The following is a 13,477-nucleotide window of genomic DNA, read 5'->3' on the forward strand; positions in this document are numbered from 1 at the left end:
TGGGGCTTGTTTAGGCCAGGCTGCCGCCGGTCGCGAGGCGCATGAGGTCGCTCGAGAGATCGATCTCGTCGTCGTCGCCCGATGACTTCGCGCTGCCGAAGTCGTGCTGATAGGTGTCCCAGTTCGTCGCGCGCAGACGCGCCGCGAACCGCGACTCGATGAGCAGCCACAACTCGCCCGCGGCACGGCGGATTCGCGTCGCGAAGTTCGGGTCGTTCCAGTCCTCGGTCGCTGCGAACAGCGACGTCGGGGCCACGAGCGACCGCAGGTAGGCGAACTGCGAGCGCATCTGACCGTCGATGACGAGGGCGTGGCGGCTCGTGCCGGCGGTCGCACCGAGCACGACCGGCGTGCCGACGAGCAGGTCGCGGTCGAGCACCTGGAAGAAGCCGCTGAACAGGCCCGAGGCCTCGGCCTTGTAGACCGGAGTCGTGGCAACGAGCGCATCGGCATCGGCGATGAGTCGACTTGCCCGCTCGAGGCCCTCCCCGCGGAGCCCGGTGACGAGCCCGTTCGCGATCTCCTGCGCGAGGTCGCGCAACTCGATCACCGTTGCGCTGAGCTTCGCGCCACTCGTATCGGCGTGTTTCATGAGCTCCTCGACGACGCGGTCGGCCAGCATCGCGGTCGACGACGGGTTCGAGGTGCCGGCATTGACAACCACGACGCGGAATTCCTCCGCCTCGCCCGTGCCGGTGTGCTCATTGAATGCTGAAGTCATCGCTGTGCTCGTTCCTCTCCATCTACTTCGGTTCATCTAACGCGCGCCGACGCCGCTTCATTCCGGATTCCTCGGCGGGCTGCAAACTAGGAGTCAGCCTCGGCGGACGGCTGCGCAGCCGCCTCCGCCTCGCGCTTCGCGGTGACCTCGTCGGTGTCGAGGTAGGGCGAGCCGCCGGTGACGTTGTCGCCACGGTTCGCCGTGGGCCGGGGCTGGCGCGCGGGCCCGTCGCCATACTTCTTCGCAACGAGGAGTTCGTGCGTCGGGGCCGGCGCCGACTCGGGGTCGCGACGCCCCTCGAGTTCCTTGCGCACGACGGGCACGACTTCGGTACCGAGCAGCTCGATCTGGTCGAGCACCATGTTCAGCGGCAGACCGGCGTGGTCCTGCAGGAACAGCTGGCGTTGGTAGTCACCAAACAGCTCATGGAAGCCGAGGATCTTGTCGATGACCTCCTGCACGCTGCCAACCGCGAGCGGGGTGGCCTGCGAGAACTGCTCGAGCGACGGGCCATTGCCGTACACGGGCGCCTCGTTAAAGTACGGGCGGAATTCGCTGTAGGCATCCTGCGACTTCTTCGCGATGTACGTCTGACCACCGAGGCCGACGATTGCCTCCTTCTTCGTGCCGTGGCCGTAGTGCTCGAAGCGCTCGCGGTAGAAGTTCGCGAGGCGCAGCGAGTGTTCCGGCGGCCAGAAGATGAAGTTGGCGAAGTAGCCATTGCCGTAGAACGCGGCCTGCTCGGCGATTTCGGGGGTGCGAATCGAACCGTGCCACACGAACGGGGGCACATCATCGAGCGGTCGCGGCGTCGAGGTGAAGCCGTTGAGCGGCGTGCGGAACTTGCCCTGCCAGTTCACGACGTCCTCGCGCCAGAGGCGGTGGAGCAGGTTGTAGTTCTCAAGCGCGAGCGGCAGGCCCTGACGAATGTCCTGGCCGAACCACGGGTAGACGGGCGCGGTGTTGCCGCGGCCGAGCATGAGGTCCATGCGACCATCCGAGACGTGCTGGAGCATCGCGTATTCCTCGGCGATGCGCACCGGGTCGTTCGTCGTGATCAGCGTCGTCGACGTGGTGAGGATGAGCCGCTCGGTCTGGGCGGCGATGGCCGCGAGCAGCGTCGTGGGCGACGACGAGAAGAAGGGTGGGTTGTGGTGCTCGCCGACGGCAAAGACGTCGAGCCCGACCTCCTCGGTCTTCTTCGCGATTTCGATCATGCCCTTGATGCGCTCGGCCTCGCTCGGCGTCTCGCCGGTGACGGGATTGCGGGTGACATCGCTGACCGACATGATGCCGAACTGCATGGTGACTCCTTGTGATTCGCGATTGAATCATGCGTTTGCATGAACCTGCATGCTAGGTAGAACTCGTCCGCGGCGAGAATATTCCCGCGACATGGATTTCTTCTCGGCAAGGTGCATCTCGACCGCACGCGCACCCTTGGGGTAGACTTGGCTGGTTGACGCCCAAGCTGCGCCGGAACTCGGCCGCACGGATCTGGCGTCACCCGTTCGATCACCACACCGGTGGTCATTCCTCAGACCGGCCATCAGGCCCGGATGCGACTCGACGACTGCCCCCTTGCACTTGTGTGTTCGTCTCTACGCATCCCGACGAGCACGCACCGAAGGAAGGCGCCACGATGACGCACCCCACGACCGACGTTCCCGACGACGACTCAAACTCAACTACCCCCAGCTTTTCCGAGCTCGGCCTGAGCGCCCCGGTGCTCGAGGCCGTCACCGAGATCGGTTACGAGACCCCGAGCCCGATCCAGGCCGCGACCATCCCGACACTGCTCGAAGGCCGCGACGTCGTGGGCCTCGCCCAGACGGGAACGGGCAAGACCGCCGCGTTCGCACTGCCCGTGCTCTCGCGCATCGAGGGCGGCGCCCAGAAACCGCAGGCGCTCGTGCTCTCGCCTACCCGCGAGCTCGCACTGCAGGTCGCCGAGGCATTCGAGAGCTACGCCTCGAAGCTCCCCGCGGTGCGCATGGTGCCGATTTACGGTGGCGCTGCGTACGGCTCGCAGCTCAACTCACTGCGCCGCGGCGTTGACGTCGTCGTTGGCACCCCGGGTCGCATCATGGACCACCTCAAGCGCGGCAGCCTCGACCTCAGCGAGATCAAGTTCCTCGTGCTCGACGAGGCCGACGAGATGCTGAAGATGGGCTTCGCTGAGGACGTCGAGACGATCCTCGCCGACACCCCCAAAGAGAAGCAGGTTGCCCTCTTCTCGGCGACGATGCCCCCGCAGATTCGCCGCATCTCGCAGCAGTACCTCAACGATGCCGCCGAGATCACGGTGAAGTCGACGACCGCGACCGCGAAGAACATCTCGCAACGCTACCTCGTCGTGCCCTTCCACCAGAAGGTCGACGCGCTCACGCGCATCCTCGAGGTCGAAGAGTACGACGGCCTCATCATCTTCGTGCGCACGAAGAGCGAGACCGAGCAGCTTGCCGACAAGCTCCGCGCCCGCGGCCTCTCGGCCAGCGCCATCAACGGCGACATCGCACAGAACCAGCGCGAGCGCCTCGTGAGCGACCTCAAGGCTGGCAAGCTCGACATCCTTATCGCCACCGACGTCGCCGCCCGCGGCCTCGACGTCGAGCGCATCACGCACGTCGTGAACTTCGACATTCCGACCGACCCCGAGTCGTACGTGCACCGCATCGGCCGCACGGGCCGCGCGGGCCGCACCGGCGCCGCGATCAGCTTCGTCACCCCGCGCGAGCGTCGCCTGCTCAACCACATCGAGCGCGTCACGCGCCAGCCGATGGAGCAGATGCGCCTGCCCTCCGTCGCCGACGTCAACGAGACGCGCCTGAGCCGTTTCGACGACGCGATCACCGCGGCGCTCGAAGACACGGCACGAATCGAGGCCTTCCGCGACATCATCGACCACTACGTGCGTCACCACGATGTGCCGGAGTCGGACGTCGCCGCGGGCCTCGCCGTTGTCGCGCAGGGCGATGACCCGCTGCTGCTCGACCCCAACAACGACCCGATGGCGAACCAGCCCGACTTCTCGCGCGACCGCCACGACAACGGCCGCGACAACCGCGACGGTGGCGGCCGCCGCGAGCGCCGCGAGTCGAACGGCAACCTACAGGCGTATCGCATCGAGGTTGGCAAGCGCAACCGCGTTGAGCCCCGCCAGATCGTTGGCGCGCTCGCGAACGAGGGCGGCATCGGCCGCGACGACATCGGCGCGATCAACATCTACCCGGCGTTCACCATCGTCGAGCTGCCCCGCGACCTCTCACGCGACGACCTGAACCGTCTCGGTGGCATCCGGGTCGCCGGCCAGAACATTGACATTCGCCCCGACAACGGGCCCGCGAAGCGTCGTCGCGATGACGACCGCGGCGGCCGCGGCGGCTACGGTGGCGGCGGCCGCGGCGGCTACCGCGGTAACCGCGACGGCGACGAGCGCGGCGGTTATCGAGGTAACCGTGACGGCGACGACCGTGGTGGGTACCGCGGTGGACGTGGCGGCGGCTATAACGGCGGTGGCCGTGGTGGCAACTACCGCGATCGTGACGACCGCGGCGGCAACCGCTACTAACCCGCGCGCTACTCTCGCACCGACGGCGGGGCGGCCTCTTCGGAGGGTGCCCCGCCGTTTGGCGTTTCCGCGGCGCGCACGACGACCGGTCGGCCGACGAGCCGCTGCCCGGCCGCGAGCAGCCCGACGTGCGCGGCGATCTGTTCGAGCGGCCCGCGTCGCACGTAGCTCAGCCAGAGCGGGCACACGACGAGCATGATGACGACGGTGATGCCCCAGACGGCGTTGCTGTACGGCAGTTCGCCGCCGGGCCAGATGAGCGCGAGCCCGATGAGTTGGCCGGTGTAGGTCGTGAGCGGCATCGCGCCGACGGCCGAGAGCGGCCGCAGCACGGTGGCGGCGGCCCGCGGAATGAGCAGGCAGAATCCGAGCAGCGCGAACGCGAACGCGCCCGAACCGACGAGCTCGAGGGTGCCGCCGCCGTGCGGCGTGATGTCGGCGAGCGCGCGCAGCATCGTCGCGGTCGTGCCGCCCGTCGTGAGCTCGACGTCCTCGATCACCGGCATCAGCAGCATCCCGAGCCCCTGGCTGAGCAGCCAGACGCCGAAGCCGAACACGAGCATCGTGATGGCGTTGATCATCTTCGTGAAGTTGCTGCGCCCGAGCGCAAGGCCGAGCAGCAGCAGCGGCAACCAGGTGGTGAGCGGGTACATGCCGCCGAAGAGCATGTCGAAGCCCGGCGCGTAGATGAGGTAGCCGAGGCTGTAGATCGTCGAGACGACGGCCGGCCCGACCACCCCGATTCCCACCGCGAGCGCGACGAGGGCCGCGGGGCGCATCCGCAGCACGGGCAGCACGAGCAGGTAGAGCAGGCCGTAGAAGGTGAGGATGATCGCCACCGACGTGCCGAGCAGCTCGAGCAGCAGGCCGATCGCGAAGATCACGCCGCCGCGGCCGAGCAGGCGCAGCCGAAGTGTCGGCAGCTCATGCGGCTGCGGGATGCGCCTGCCGCCGGTCATGATCGCGATCGACACCCCCGCGAGCAGGCCGAACAGGATCGACGAGTTGCCGTGGATGATGCCGTCCCAGGTGCTCGGGTCGGTGAGCACGAACGCCGGGGCGTTGCCGAGGTGCGCGCCGACCATCCCGAAGACCGCGAACGCGCGAGCGTAGTCGAGGCCGAGGATGCGCGTGGGTGCCGGGGCGGCTGCGGTCATGCTCCGATACTACGGGCGCGCGAACTCGGCGTCGTAGCGCTCTTTGAGTTCTTGCCAGCCGTAGCGGAACGCCGCCTCGCCGACGATGCGTGGCTGCTGTTCGCCTTGGAGCAGGGCGGCGAGCACGCCGAAGCAGACCTGCCAGCCCGCGGCGTACATCGGCGCGGCGTCGAGGTCGTGGAGCACCATCGCGCAGTCGATGCGGTCGCCCGTGATGGTCCAGGTGATGAGGTCGTCACCCCAGCGATGCGTGACCTGCTTGCCCGGGTCGACGGCGAGCACCTCGACCGAGAACGGGGCATCGTAGGGGTTTTCCCGAGCCTCGGCCGGGCCGACCGAGGTGAGCGGCCGATCGGGTACGTTCGGCGACCAGGCAGCGAGTAGCTCGGGCTCGGTGACATAACTCCACACGGTCTGCGGGTCGGCGCCGTCGGTCATGAAGTCCATGCGCAGCTGGGGCGGCTCGACGTCGCTGTCGATGCGCGCGGCAATATTCAACGCGAGAATGCGTTCGCGGATATCCATGGCGCAACCCTGCCGGAGGGAGCTGGATAGCGCGCGAACGCATCCGGGTGTCGCGAAACTAGTCGATCTGCAGCTCACCCATCGCGTCCCAGTCATCGCCGTCGATCGTGCGGCTGATGATCTGCGGCGTCGACGCGAGCAGCGGGCGCATGGTCTCGAGGCCCTTCGCGAAGTGCTCCGAGCCGACGTGCGCGGCGCCCGCGTCGTCGTTGAATGCCTCGACGAGCACGAACTCGTTCTCGCGCTCGACCGAGCGGCTCCATTCGAACCACTTGTTGCCCGGCTCGGCGCGGGTCGCCTCGGTGAACTCGCGCGTGCGCTCGATAAACGTGTCGGCGTACTCGGGCAGCACGTCGTACTTGACCACGATGAAGATCATGTTGCTCCTCTACTTTGCTGGCTCTCTAGCCTGCCGCGTGGAAACTTACTCTGCTTGAATGCGTCACAACCTGCGATACTTGCGATACCACTTTTCAAAGTTGCGATTCCAACTAGCTGAGGAGGGCACATGCCACTCACCGATCTCACCACCGTTGCCGCTGCGAGCCGCGAGGCCGGGAAGGGCCTCGGCGCCTTCAACGTCGTGCAGCTCGAGACCGCGCAGGTGCTCGTCGATGCCGCCGCCGCGGCCGGTCGCCCCGTCGTGCTGCAGGTCAGCCAGAACGCCGTGAAGTACCACGGCGGCCACCTCGCTCCCATAGGCCGGGCGACGATCGAGGTCGCGAAGGCCGCCAAGATCGACGCCGTCGTGCACCTCGATCACGCCGACGACGTCGACCTCATTCGCGAGGCCGTCGGCCTCGGCTTCACGTCGGTGATGTACGACGGCTCGCACCTGCCGTTCGAGCAGAACCTCGCCACGACCATCGAGGTCGTCGAGTTCTGCCACGCGGCGGGCGTCACCGTCGAGGCCGAGCTCGGTGAAGTCGGTGGCAAAGACGGCGTGCACGCGCCGGGCGTGCGCACCGACCCCGACGACGCAGCCGACTTCGTCGCGAAGACGGGCGTCGACCTGCTCGCCGTCGCGGTGGGCTCGTCGCACGCGATGACCGAACGCAGCGCCGACCTCGACCTTGCGCTCATCGAGCGCATGGCCGCGACGGTGCCGGTGCCGCTCGTGCTCCACGGCTCCTCTGGCGTCTCGGATGCGGGCATGGTCGCGGCGATCCGCGCGGGCATGACGAAGATCAACGTCTCGACGCACCTCAACGTGCAGTTCACCGCGGCCGTGCGCGAGTACCTCGCCGCGAACCCCGGGGTCGTCGACCCGCGCAAGTATGTCGCAGCCGGCAACACGGTCGTGCGCGCCGAGGTCGAGCGTCTGCTCGGCCTCTACGCGGCGTAACCGCTCGGCGCGGGTGCCTTGTCGCGCCCGCGCCCGCAGCCTCCCACTAGAACAGCTCGTCGTACTCGGCCGAGAGTGCGGCGACGGCGCGGTCGAATGAGCCGCGCTGCATCACGGCGCCCTCGCGGCGCATCCCGTCGTCGGTCACGCGCAGCAACCGCTCGGGGTTCATGAAGCTCTCACGTCCGCTCGAGTCCCAATCGCCGGTGCCGACCGACAGGTAGCCGTTGTGCTCCTTGGTCGAGAGATAGCAGCCGAGCACCGAGGTCGCGTCGATGCGGGCGAGGATGAGCACCGGGCGGTCCTTGCCGCGGCCGTCGTTCTCGACGTAGGGCACCCAGGTCCACACGACCTCACCCGGGTCGGGCGTGCCATCGCGGTCGGGCGCGTAGCTCGTCTGGATGCCGCGCACCTCGTTCGCACGAATCTCGCGGGTGCGGCCCGGGCCGTACTGGCCGGCGGTCGCTTCATCGTCGCCGTGCTGCTCGTAACCGCGCGATGAGGTCGGCTTCGGCGACGTCTTCGGCGTGGCACCCGAGGACGTGGTGCGGCGCTTCGACTTCGCGGGCGACGACGTGCGCTCCTGTGTCGCGGTCGACGAGACCGCCTTCACGACGGTGTCGACGACCATGCGGCCGATGCGTCCCCAATTGATGTTCGCCACGGTGGTCCTTCGAGTTGAGCCGGTTTCTTGCGGCACCTACCCTACGGCGTCACCGTCGCCATCCTCGGCAACGTGCTCAAGCGCATCCTCAATCAGGTGCACGACGTGCGAATCCGCAACTTCGTAATACATCTCGCGCCCGTGCCGCACGGCCTTGACGAGTTCAGCCTCGCGGAGCATCCGCAGGTGCTGCGACACGAGCGGCTGCAACATGCCAGTCGCCTCGACGAGCGCCGATACTGTGGCGGGATCGCGCCCGATCTCGCGCATGAGCCGCAGCCGGGAGGTACTCCCGAGCACCTTGAAGAGCTGGGCTGCGCGTTCGACGGCAAGATCCGGATCCATCACCCAAGTATCGTCGCCCGCGAGGTGTCTGTCGAAACGCTACGGGCGGCCGCCGCCACCCTCGCCACCGCCGCCACCGGCGGTCGGCTCGGTCGTCGTGTCGACCCGCACGACGAGGGATGCGGTGTACCCGTCGGTCGCGTTACCCGCGACGGTGGCGAGCTGGAGCGCTCCCCCGTCTTCGCCGAATACGTTGTCACTGTCGAGCGTGATCTGCGCGAGGTTGTTCGCCGAGCCAGTGTAGGTGCTGCTCTCGTAGACGGAGTCGACCATCGACTGCGGCAGCGCCATCTGCGACGTCGCGATCGCGTTTGTCGAGTCGCTGATCTGCGAGACGTCGGGGTACACCTCGAAGTGGATGTGCGGCCAGCGACCCGTGTAGCAGCCGGGCACGACCGACTTGAACGTCACCTGGCCGTTCGCGTCGGCGACCTGCACGCCGCGCAGCCACGACTCGTCCTCGACACCGCTCGAGTAGAGCGAGTACTCGCCGAGGGCGTTGCAATGCCACGCGTAGACGGCGACGCCCTCAAAGGCGCGGTCGCCGTTCGCCATGTCGGTGATGCGTAACGTGAAGTTGAGGGGCACACCGTCGACGGGGTCGTCGGCGCCGATGCTCGAGCGAATGTCGCTGCGCACGATGCCCGACTCCTCGAGCACGTCGGGGCCGTTCGAGCCGTCGCCCGGGTACGGACCGGCCGTCTCGTCGGGAATCTCGCCCGCTGGCAGCGCCTCGGTGGCGGTCGCCGAGGCGGTGGCGGTTGCGCTCGCGGAGGCGCTCGAGGTAGCACTTTGCGTTGCGGTCGTGCCGGTCGAGCCGGCCGTGCAGGCGGCCAGGAAAGTTCCGACGGCGCCGACGCCGAGCACACCGAGCACACCTCGGCGCGTCAGCAGCGTCGTGATGTCGAAGGAGGCGCCCTGGTCAACGACCTCCTCGTCGGGGCGGTCGAGTTTGCGGCCCTGGTATTTCAGGCCCTCGGGTGTCTCTTCGGGATCGGGGAATCCGGTCATGGGGCATCCTCTCGTCGGTTGCGATGTCACCATCATTCGCGGACCGTTTCGCAACAGAGTAAGCACCGCCTATGCGTGAGCTATGCGCTGCATCCAGGCCCGTAGACTCCGAGACATGGCGAGCGAGATCAAGACGAAGCCGACCGACGTTGACCCACGCGAGTTCATCGCCGAACTCCCGACCGCGCGCCGGCGCGCGGAGGGCTCGCAGTTACTGGAGTTATTCGAGGCGGTCACGGGCCAACGCGCTGTCATGTGGGGCCCGTCGATGATCGGCTTCGGCGAGACCGACTACACGAACACGATGGGCACCAACTCATGGTTCAAGGTCGGCTTCAGCCCGCGCAAAGCGAAGCTCACGTTCTACGGTCTGCAGGGCTACACGCACCAGCCTGAGGCGCTCGAACGGCTCGGCAAGCACGCCCTCGGCGCCGGCTGCGTGTACGCGAACTCGCTGCAGGACCTCGACCTCGACGTGCTCCGCGAGCTCGTCGAACTCGGCTGGCGCGCGCAGGCCGACGGGGCTCCGAGCTAGGCCGTTTCACGCAGGAACGTCTCGAACGACCGCGGCGGAGTGCCGGTGATCGCCTCGACGTCGCCGCTCACTAAGGTCGCGTCGGGCGCGGCCGCCGCGAACGACGTGTAGACGACGTGGTTGACCCCGGCTTCGGCGGCGGCATTGATGAACGCGCGGTGTTGGTTAAGCCGATCGGCGCTCTCGGAGGCCGACACCATGAACAGTGTCTGCACCCCGTGGAGGGCGCGGATGGACGCCTCGCGGTCGGAATACGAGAACGGCTCGACGGCGGCGCAACGGCCACCGCGCATTCTCGGTGGGTCGCACTCATGAATGCGGACGCGCCCGGGCGAGTATTCGCTCGGGCGCGTCCGCAGCTATCTACGTCTCGCTAGCCGTTGAGCCCGGCTTGCTCGAGCCACTCGCTCGCGATGTCGGGGGTCGATGCCTGGTCTTCGGTGCTCTGCACGTTCATCGCGATGAGGTCGTCGGCGGTGAGTTTCGCGCTCACCTCGTTGATGACGTCGGCGGCCGCCGGGTCAAGCGCGTCGCTCGCGACCGGCACGACCTGCGAGGCGAGGAACAGCGACTCGGGGTCATCAAGTACGACGAGGCTGTCGGTCTCGATGCGCGGGTCGGCCGTGAACACATTCGCCACGTTGACAGTGCCAGCGAGCAGGTCTTCGACCGTCGTGTCGCCGGTCGCCGAGAACTCAACGTCAACACCGTAGGTGTCAGCGAGGCCCTTCGGCCCGTACGGGCGGTCGGCCAATTCGGGCGGGCCGCCGAGCGTCAGCTGCTCCTCGACGCCCGCGAGATCGGCGATCGACTCGAGCTCGTACTCCTGCGCGAACTCCTGCGTCACGGTGTAGGAATCTTGGTCGGATGCTTCGGCTTGGTCGAGCACCTGCAGGCCGTCGGGCAGCGCGGCCTCGAGCGCGGCGTAGACCTCCTCGCTCTCGCGGGCGGTCGCCTCGGGGTCGAGGTACTGCAGCAGGTTGCCGGTGTACTCAGGGAAGAGCGTGATATTGCCCTTCTCGATCTCGGGCATGTACGCGTCGCGCTGGCCCGAGTTGAAGCTGCGGTCGACCGTGAAGCCGTTCGCCTCAAGCGCCTGCGCGTAGATCTCGGCAACGATCTCGTTCGAGTAGTAGCTCTGCGAGCCAACGACGATGGTGTCGCCCGCGGCGGCCGTGCCGCTCTCAGCGGGCGTGTCGAGCGGATCGCCCGAGGCGCATCCGGCGAGTGCTACCGCCACGGCGAACGCCGCGGCTGCCCCGATTCCTGCGCGAATTTGGCGATGCTGCATGAGTGTTCCTCTCATCGGTGAGCCTGTCCGCCAACCCTAGCGTGGGCGTGTGACACGGCCACGGTCATCAACGCGCCGCGGCAAGTTGTATTCCGCGCGGTACGGAGGCGCGCTGCGCAAGTGCAAGGAGCAGGTCGAGCGCGAGGGCGAGGGCCACGACGAGGAGCGCGCCACCGAGCACCTCGTCGTAGCGGCGCAGGCTCAGCCCCGTGATGATCGGTAGGCCGAGGCCCCCGAGATTCAGGTAGGCGGCGATCGTCACGGTCGCGACCACCTGGAGCACGGCCGTGCGCAGCCCACCAAGCAGCAGTGGCAGCCCCAGTGGCACTTCGACGCGCCAGAACAGCTGCCAGTCGGTCATGCCGACGCTGCGCGCTGCATCGATGACGCGGCGATCGATCGCCTCAATGCCCGAATAGGCGCCGGCGAGCAACGACGGAATCGCGAGAATCACGAAGGTGATGAGCGCCGCCTCGGGTCGGCGCGTCACGCCGAGCAGCAACACGAGCAGCACGAGCAGACCGAACGACGGAATCGCGCGCGCCGCGCCCGTCACGGCAACAGCGAACTCGCGACCCCGACCGGTGTGGCCGATCCACCACCCGAGGGGCACAGCAAGCGCGACCGCGACGAGCACCGCGACGAAGGTGGTGAGCAGGTGCTCGCCGAGCAAGCCGAGGAGGGTCGCGTCGCCGCTCCACTGGCCGGGGCCGAAGATCCATGCGACGGCGTCGAGCAGAAAACTCATGCCAGGCTCCGCTCGACCTTGATGCGACGGGTCGCGCCGTGCAGCCACGGCGTGAGCGCGCGCCCGAGTAGCACGAGGGCAAGGTCGATCACGAGCGCAATGATCACGACGGCGAGCACGCCGGCGAACACCTCAGCGATGATGCGCCGCTGCAGGCCGTTCGTGAACAGGTAGCCGAGGTTTTCGACGCCGACGAGAATACCGACCGTCGCGAGCGCGACGGTGCTCACCGCCGTCACGCGCAGGCCGGCAAGCAGCACGGGCACCGCGAGGCGCAGGTCGACGGCGAAGAAGCGGCGCACTCCCCCGTACCCAAGCGCATCCGCGGCCTGTCGCACATCGCTGTCGACCGAATCGAGCGCATCCACGACCGAGCGCACGAGGATCGCGAGCGCGTAGAGCGTCAGCGCGACAACGAGGTTCACCTCGCTTGCCGCGGGGTAGCCGGCGATGACTGGCAGAATCACGAGCAGGGCGAGCGACGGCACGGTGTAGAGCAGGCCGCTTACGCCGGTGAGCAGGCCGCGAAGCGGCCGGTAGCGCCAAGCGGCCCAGCCGATCGGCAGCGAGAACACGAGTCCGAGCACGAGCGCAATGAGGCTCTGGCGCGCGTGCACCAGCGTGAGCTGCCAGATGAGCTCGAGGTTGTTCGCGACCCAGTTCACGTCACTCCTCGCGCAGCACGCCCTGGGTGCGCCCCTGCGCATCCACCACTACGGTGCCGTTCGGCGTCTGCTTGAGCTGCAGCGCGCGCTTGCCGCGGTCGGCGCCGATCATGGCGGCGACGAAGTCGTTCGCGGGGGCTTCGATGATCTCGCTCGGGCTGCCGACCTGCAGCTGTTGCGCGCCGGCCTGCAGCATCACGACCTGATCGCCCAGCAGAAATGCCTCGTCGATGTCGTGAGTGACGAACACGACGGTCTTGTCGAGCTCGCGCTGAAGGCGGATGAGCTCCTGCTGCAGCTCGGCGCGCACGACCGGGTCGACCGCACCGAAGGGTTCGTCCATGAGCAGGATGTTTGGGTCGGCCGCGAGCCCACGGGCCACTCCGACGCGCTGCTGCTGGCCTCCCGAAAGCTGGCTCGGGTACCGGTCGGCGAGTTCGGGTCCGAGGCCGACCGTGTCCATGAGCTCGAGTGCCCGGCTCCGCGCCGCCCGCCGGGTCGCGCCCTCGAGTCGCGGTACGGTCGCGATGTTGTCGGCCACCGTGAAGTGCGGCATGAGCCCGGAGTTCTGCATGACATAGCCGATGCTGCGGCGTAGCTTCACCGGGTCGAGCTTCGACACCGGCGTGCCGTCGATCTCGATTTCCCCGGACGTCGGCTCGACCATCCGGTTGATCATGCGCAGCAGCGTCGTCTTGCCGCAGCCAGACGATCCAACGAACACGCATGTCGTTCGCGAGTCGATCGTCAGGCTGAAGTCGTCGACCGCCGGCGCCTGCGCGTCATAGCGCTTCGTGACATGGCGAAACTCGATCATGAGCGTTCGTCCCCCTCGGCGCGCATCGCTCGGCCACGCCTGGCTCGGTGTGATGGCCAAGCGTAGCCGACGCGATGCTGCG

The 13,477-nt window shown here is 67.7% G+C and carries 16 protein-coding genes; 3 read left to right on the forward strand and 13 right to left on the reverse strand.

What is annotated here, in order from left to right; translation table 11 throughout:
* Nucleotides 1-10 precede the first annotated feature (10 nt).
* Entirely contained in the window at nt 11-721 is a 711-nt protein-coding gene (locus QM019_RS01730; RefSeq protein WP_282851617.1) for a CE1759 family FMN reductase, read from the reverse strand.
* Nucleotides 722-807: 86 nt separating this feature from the next.
* Complete coding sequence (locus QM019_RS01735; protein WP_282851619.1) at nt 808-2,025, reverse strand: CE1758 family FMN-dependent luciferase-like monooxygenase; 1,218 nt, start codon at nt 2,023-2,025, stop codon at nt 808-810.
* 338 nt (nt 2,026-2,363) lie between these two features.
* Here QM019_RS01735 and QM019_RS01740 point away from each other — a divergent pair, with 338 nt between their 5' ends.
* A complete protein-coding gene (locus tag QM019_RS01740) occupies nt 2,364-4,292 on the forward strand; it encodes a DEAD/DEAH box helicase (RefSeq protein ID WP_282851621.1) in 1,929 nt (642 codons plus the stop codon).
* A gap of 8 nt (nt 4,293-4,300) precedes the next feature.
* Here the strand turns inward: QM019_RS01740 and QM019_RS01745 are convergent, their stop codons facing one another.
* Genes QM019_RS01745 through QM019_RS01755 form a run of 3 tightly spaced genes read right to left on the reverse strand, consistent with a single transcriptional unit; the run spans nt 4,301 to nt 6,353 of the window.
* Entirely contained in the window at nt 4,301-5,449 is a 1,149-nt protein-coding gene (locus tag QM019_RS01745; protein WP_282851622.1) for a DUF418 domain-containing protein, read from the reverse strand.
* Nucleotides 5,450-5,458: 9 nt separating this feature from the next.
* Entirely contained in the window at nt 5,459-5,974 is a 516-nt protein-coding gene (locus tag QM019_RS01750) for an SRPBCC family protein (protein WP_282851623.1), read from the reverse strand.
* Nucleotides 5,975-6,032: 58 nt separating this feature from the next.
* Nucleotides 6,033-6,353 carry a putative quinol monooxygenase gene (locus QM019_RS01755; RefSeq protein ID WP_193127738.1) on the reverse strand — a complete coding sequence of 107 codons (321 nt, stop codon included), beginning with the start codon at nt 6,351-6,353 and terminating at the stop codon, nt 6,033-6,035.
* Between the two features lie 129 nt (nt 6,354-6,482).
* On the opposite strand from QM019_RS01755, the gene QM019_RS01760 reads away from it, so the two are divergent.
* Nucleotides 6,483-7,319: a class II fructose-bisphosphate aldolase gene (locus QM019_RS01760; protein ID WP_282851624.1), complete on the forward strand. Its 837-nt coding sequence runs from the start codon at nt 6,483-6,485 to the stop codon at nt 7,317-7,319.
* Nucleotides 7,320-7,365: 46 nt separating this feature from the next.
* On the opposite strand, the gene QM019_RS01765 is transcribed toward QM019_RS01760, so the two are convergent.
* From QM019_RS01765 to QM019_RS01775, 3 genes are read right to left on the reverse strand one after another with little or no spacing between them, the layout of a single operon-like run.
* On the reverse strand, nt 7,366-7,983 hold the full coding sequence (locus QM019_RS01765; RefSeq protein WP_282851625.1) for a hypothetical protein: 618 nt from the start codon (nt 7,981-7,983) through the stop codon (nt 7,366-7,368).
* Between the two features lie 36 nt (nt 7,984-8,019).
* Nucleotides 8,020-8,328, reverse strand: coding sequence for an ArsR/SmtB family transcription factor (locus QM019_RS01770; protein ID WP_282851676.1), 309 nt, complete (start codon nt 8,326-8,328; stop codon nt 8,020-8,022).
* A gap of 39 nt (nt 8,329-8,367) precedes the next feature.
* Nucleotides 8,368-9,339, reverse strand: a complete 972-nt coding sequence (locus QM019_RS01775) for an intradiol ring-cleavage dioxygenase (protein ID WP_282851626.1) — start codon at nt 9,337-9,339, stop codon at nt 8,368-8,370.
* 115 nt (nt 9,340-9,454) lie between these two features.
* Here QM019_RS01775 and QM019_RS01780 point away from each other — a divergent pair, with 115 nt between their 5' ends.
* Nucleotides 9,455-9,874: a DUF1801 domain-containing protein gene (locus QM019_RS01780; RefSeq protein ID WP_282851627.1), complete on the forward strand. Its 420-nt coding sequence runs from the start codon at nt 9,455-9,457 to the stop codon at nt 9,872-9,874.
* On the opposite strand, the gene QM019_RS12890 is transcribed toward QM019_RS01780, so the two are convergent.
* The 5 genes from QM019_RS12890 to QM019_RS01805 form a co-directional block, all read right to left on the reverse strand.
* Nucleotides 9,871-10,167: an NmrA family NAD(P)-binding protein gene (locus QM019_RS12890; RefSeq protein WP_428831946.1), complete on the reverse strand. Its 297-nt coding sequence runs from the start codon at nt 10,165-10,167 to the stop codon at nt 9,871-9,873. The genes QM019_RS01780 and QM019_RS12890 overlap by 4 nt on opposite strands.
* A gap of 80 nt (nt 10,168-10,247) precedes the next feature.
* A complete protein-coding gene (locus QM019_RS01790) occupies nt 10,248-11,165 on the reverse strand; it encodes an ABC transporter substrate-binding protein (RefSeq protein ID WP_282851628.1) in 918 nt (305 codons plus the stop codon).
* 67 nt (nt 11,166-11,232) lie between these two features.
* The gene (locus tag QM019_RS01795; protein ID WP_282827866.1) at nt 11,233-11,913 is read right to left on the reverse strand and encodes an ABC transporter permease; all 681 of its coding nucleotides are present in this window, start codon (nt 11,911-11,913) and stop codon (nt 11,233-11,235) included.
* On the reverse strand, nt 11,910-12,578 hold the full coding sequence (locus QM019_RS01800; protein WP_282851629.1) for an ABC transporter permease: 669 nt from the start codon (nt 12,576-12,578) through the stop codon (nt 11,910-11,912). The genes QM019_RS01795 and QM019_RS01800 overlap by 4 nt, the downstream gene beginning before the upstream one ends.
* A 1-nt stretch (nt 12,579) precedes the next feature.
* The gene (locus QM019_RS01805) at nt 12,580-13,395 is read right to left on the reverse strand and encodes an ABC transporter ATP-binding protein (RefSeq protein WP_282851630.1); all 816 of its coding nucleotides are present in this window, start codon (nt 13,393-13,395) and stop codon (nt 12,580-12,582) included.
* Nucleotides 13,396-13,477 lie beyond the last annotated feature (82 nt).

It is taken from the genome of Gulosibacter sediminis, from assembly GCF_030011715.1.
Taxonomy (GTDB): Bacteria; Actinomycetota; Actinomycetes; order Actinomycetales; family Microbacteriaceae; genus Gulosibacter; species Gulosibacter sediminis.

What these genes read in the sequence shown, in the direction of transcription:
- QM019_RS01730 (WP_282851617.1), bottom strand. Translation starts at nt 721, where the DNA reads ATGACTTCAGCATTCAATGAGCACACCGGCACGGGCGAGGCGGAGGAA.
- QM019_RS01735 (WP_282851619.1), bottom strand. Translation starts at nt 2,025, where the DNA reads ATGCAGTTCGGCATCATGTCGGTCAGCGATGTCACCCGCAATCCCGTC.
- QM019_RS01740 (WP_282851621.1), top strand. Translation starts at nt 2,364, where the DNA reads ATGACGCACCCCACGACCGACGTTCCCGACGACGACTCAAACTCAACT.
- QM019_RS01745 (WP_282851622.1), bottom strand. Translation starts at nt 5,449, where the DNA reads ATGACCGCAGCCGCCCCGGCACCCACGCGCATCCTCGGCCTCGACTAC.
- QM019_RS01750 (WP_282851623.1), bottom strand. Translation starts at nt 5,974, where the DNA reads ATGGATATCCGCGAACGCATTCTCGCGTTGAATATTGCCGCGCGCATC.
- QM019_RS01755 (WP_193127738.1), bottom strand. Translation starts at nt 6,353, where the DNA reads ATGATCTTCATCGTGGTCAAGTACGACGTGCTGCCCGAGTACGCCGAC.
- QM019_RS01760 (WP_282851624.1), top strand. Translation starts at nt 6,483, where the DNA reads ATGCCACTCACCGATCTCACCACCGTTGCCGCTGCGAGCCGCGAGGCC.
- QM019_RS01770 (WP_282851676.1), bottom strand. Translation starts at nt 8,328, where the DNA reads ATGGATCCGGATCTTGCCGTCGAACGCGCAGCCCAGCTCTTCAAGGTG.
- QM019_RS01775 (WP_282851626.1), bottom strand. Translation starts at nt 9,339, where the DNA reads ATGACCGGATTCCCCGATCCCGAAGAGACACCCGAGGGCCTGAAATAC.
- QM019_RS01780 (WP_282851627.1), top strand. Translation starts at nt 9,455, where the DNA reads ATGGCGAGCGAGATCAAGACGAAGCCGACCGACGTTGACCCACGCGAG.
- QM019_RS12890 (WP_428831946.1), bottom strand. Translation starts at nt 10,167, where the DNA reads ATGCGCGGTGGCCGTTGCGCCGCCGTCGAGCCGTTCTCGTATTCCGAC.
- QM019_RS01790 (WP_282851628.1), bottom strand. Translation starts at nt 11,165, where the DNA reads ATGCAGCATCGCCAAATTCGCGCAGGAATCGGGGCAGCCGCGGCGTTC.
- QM019_RS01795 (WP_282827866.1), bottom strand. Translation starts at nt 11,913, where the DNA reads ATGAGTTTTCTGCTCGACGCCGTCGCATGGATCTTCGGCCCCGGCCAG.
- QM019_RS01805 (WP_282851630.1), bottom strand. Translation starts at nt 13,395, where the DNA reads ATGATCGAGTTTCGCCATGTCACGAAGCGCTATGACGCGCAGGCGCCG.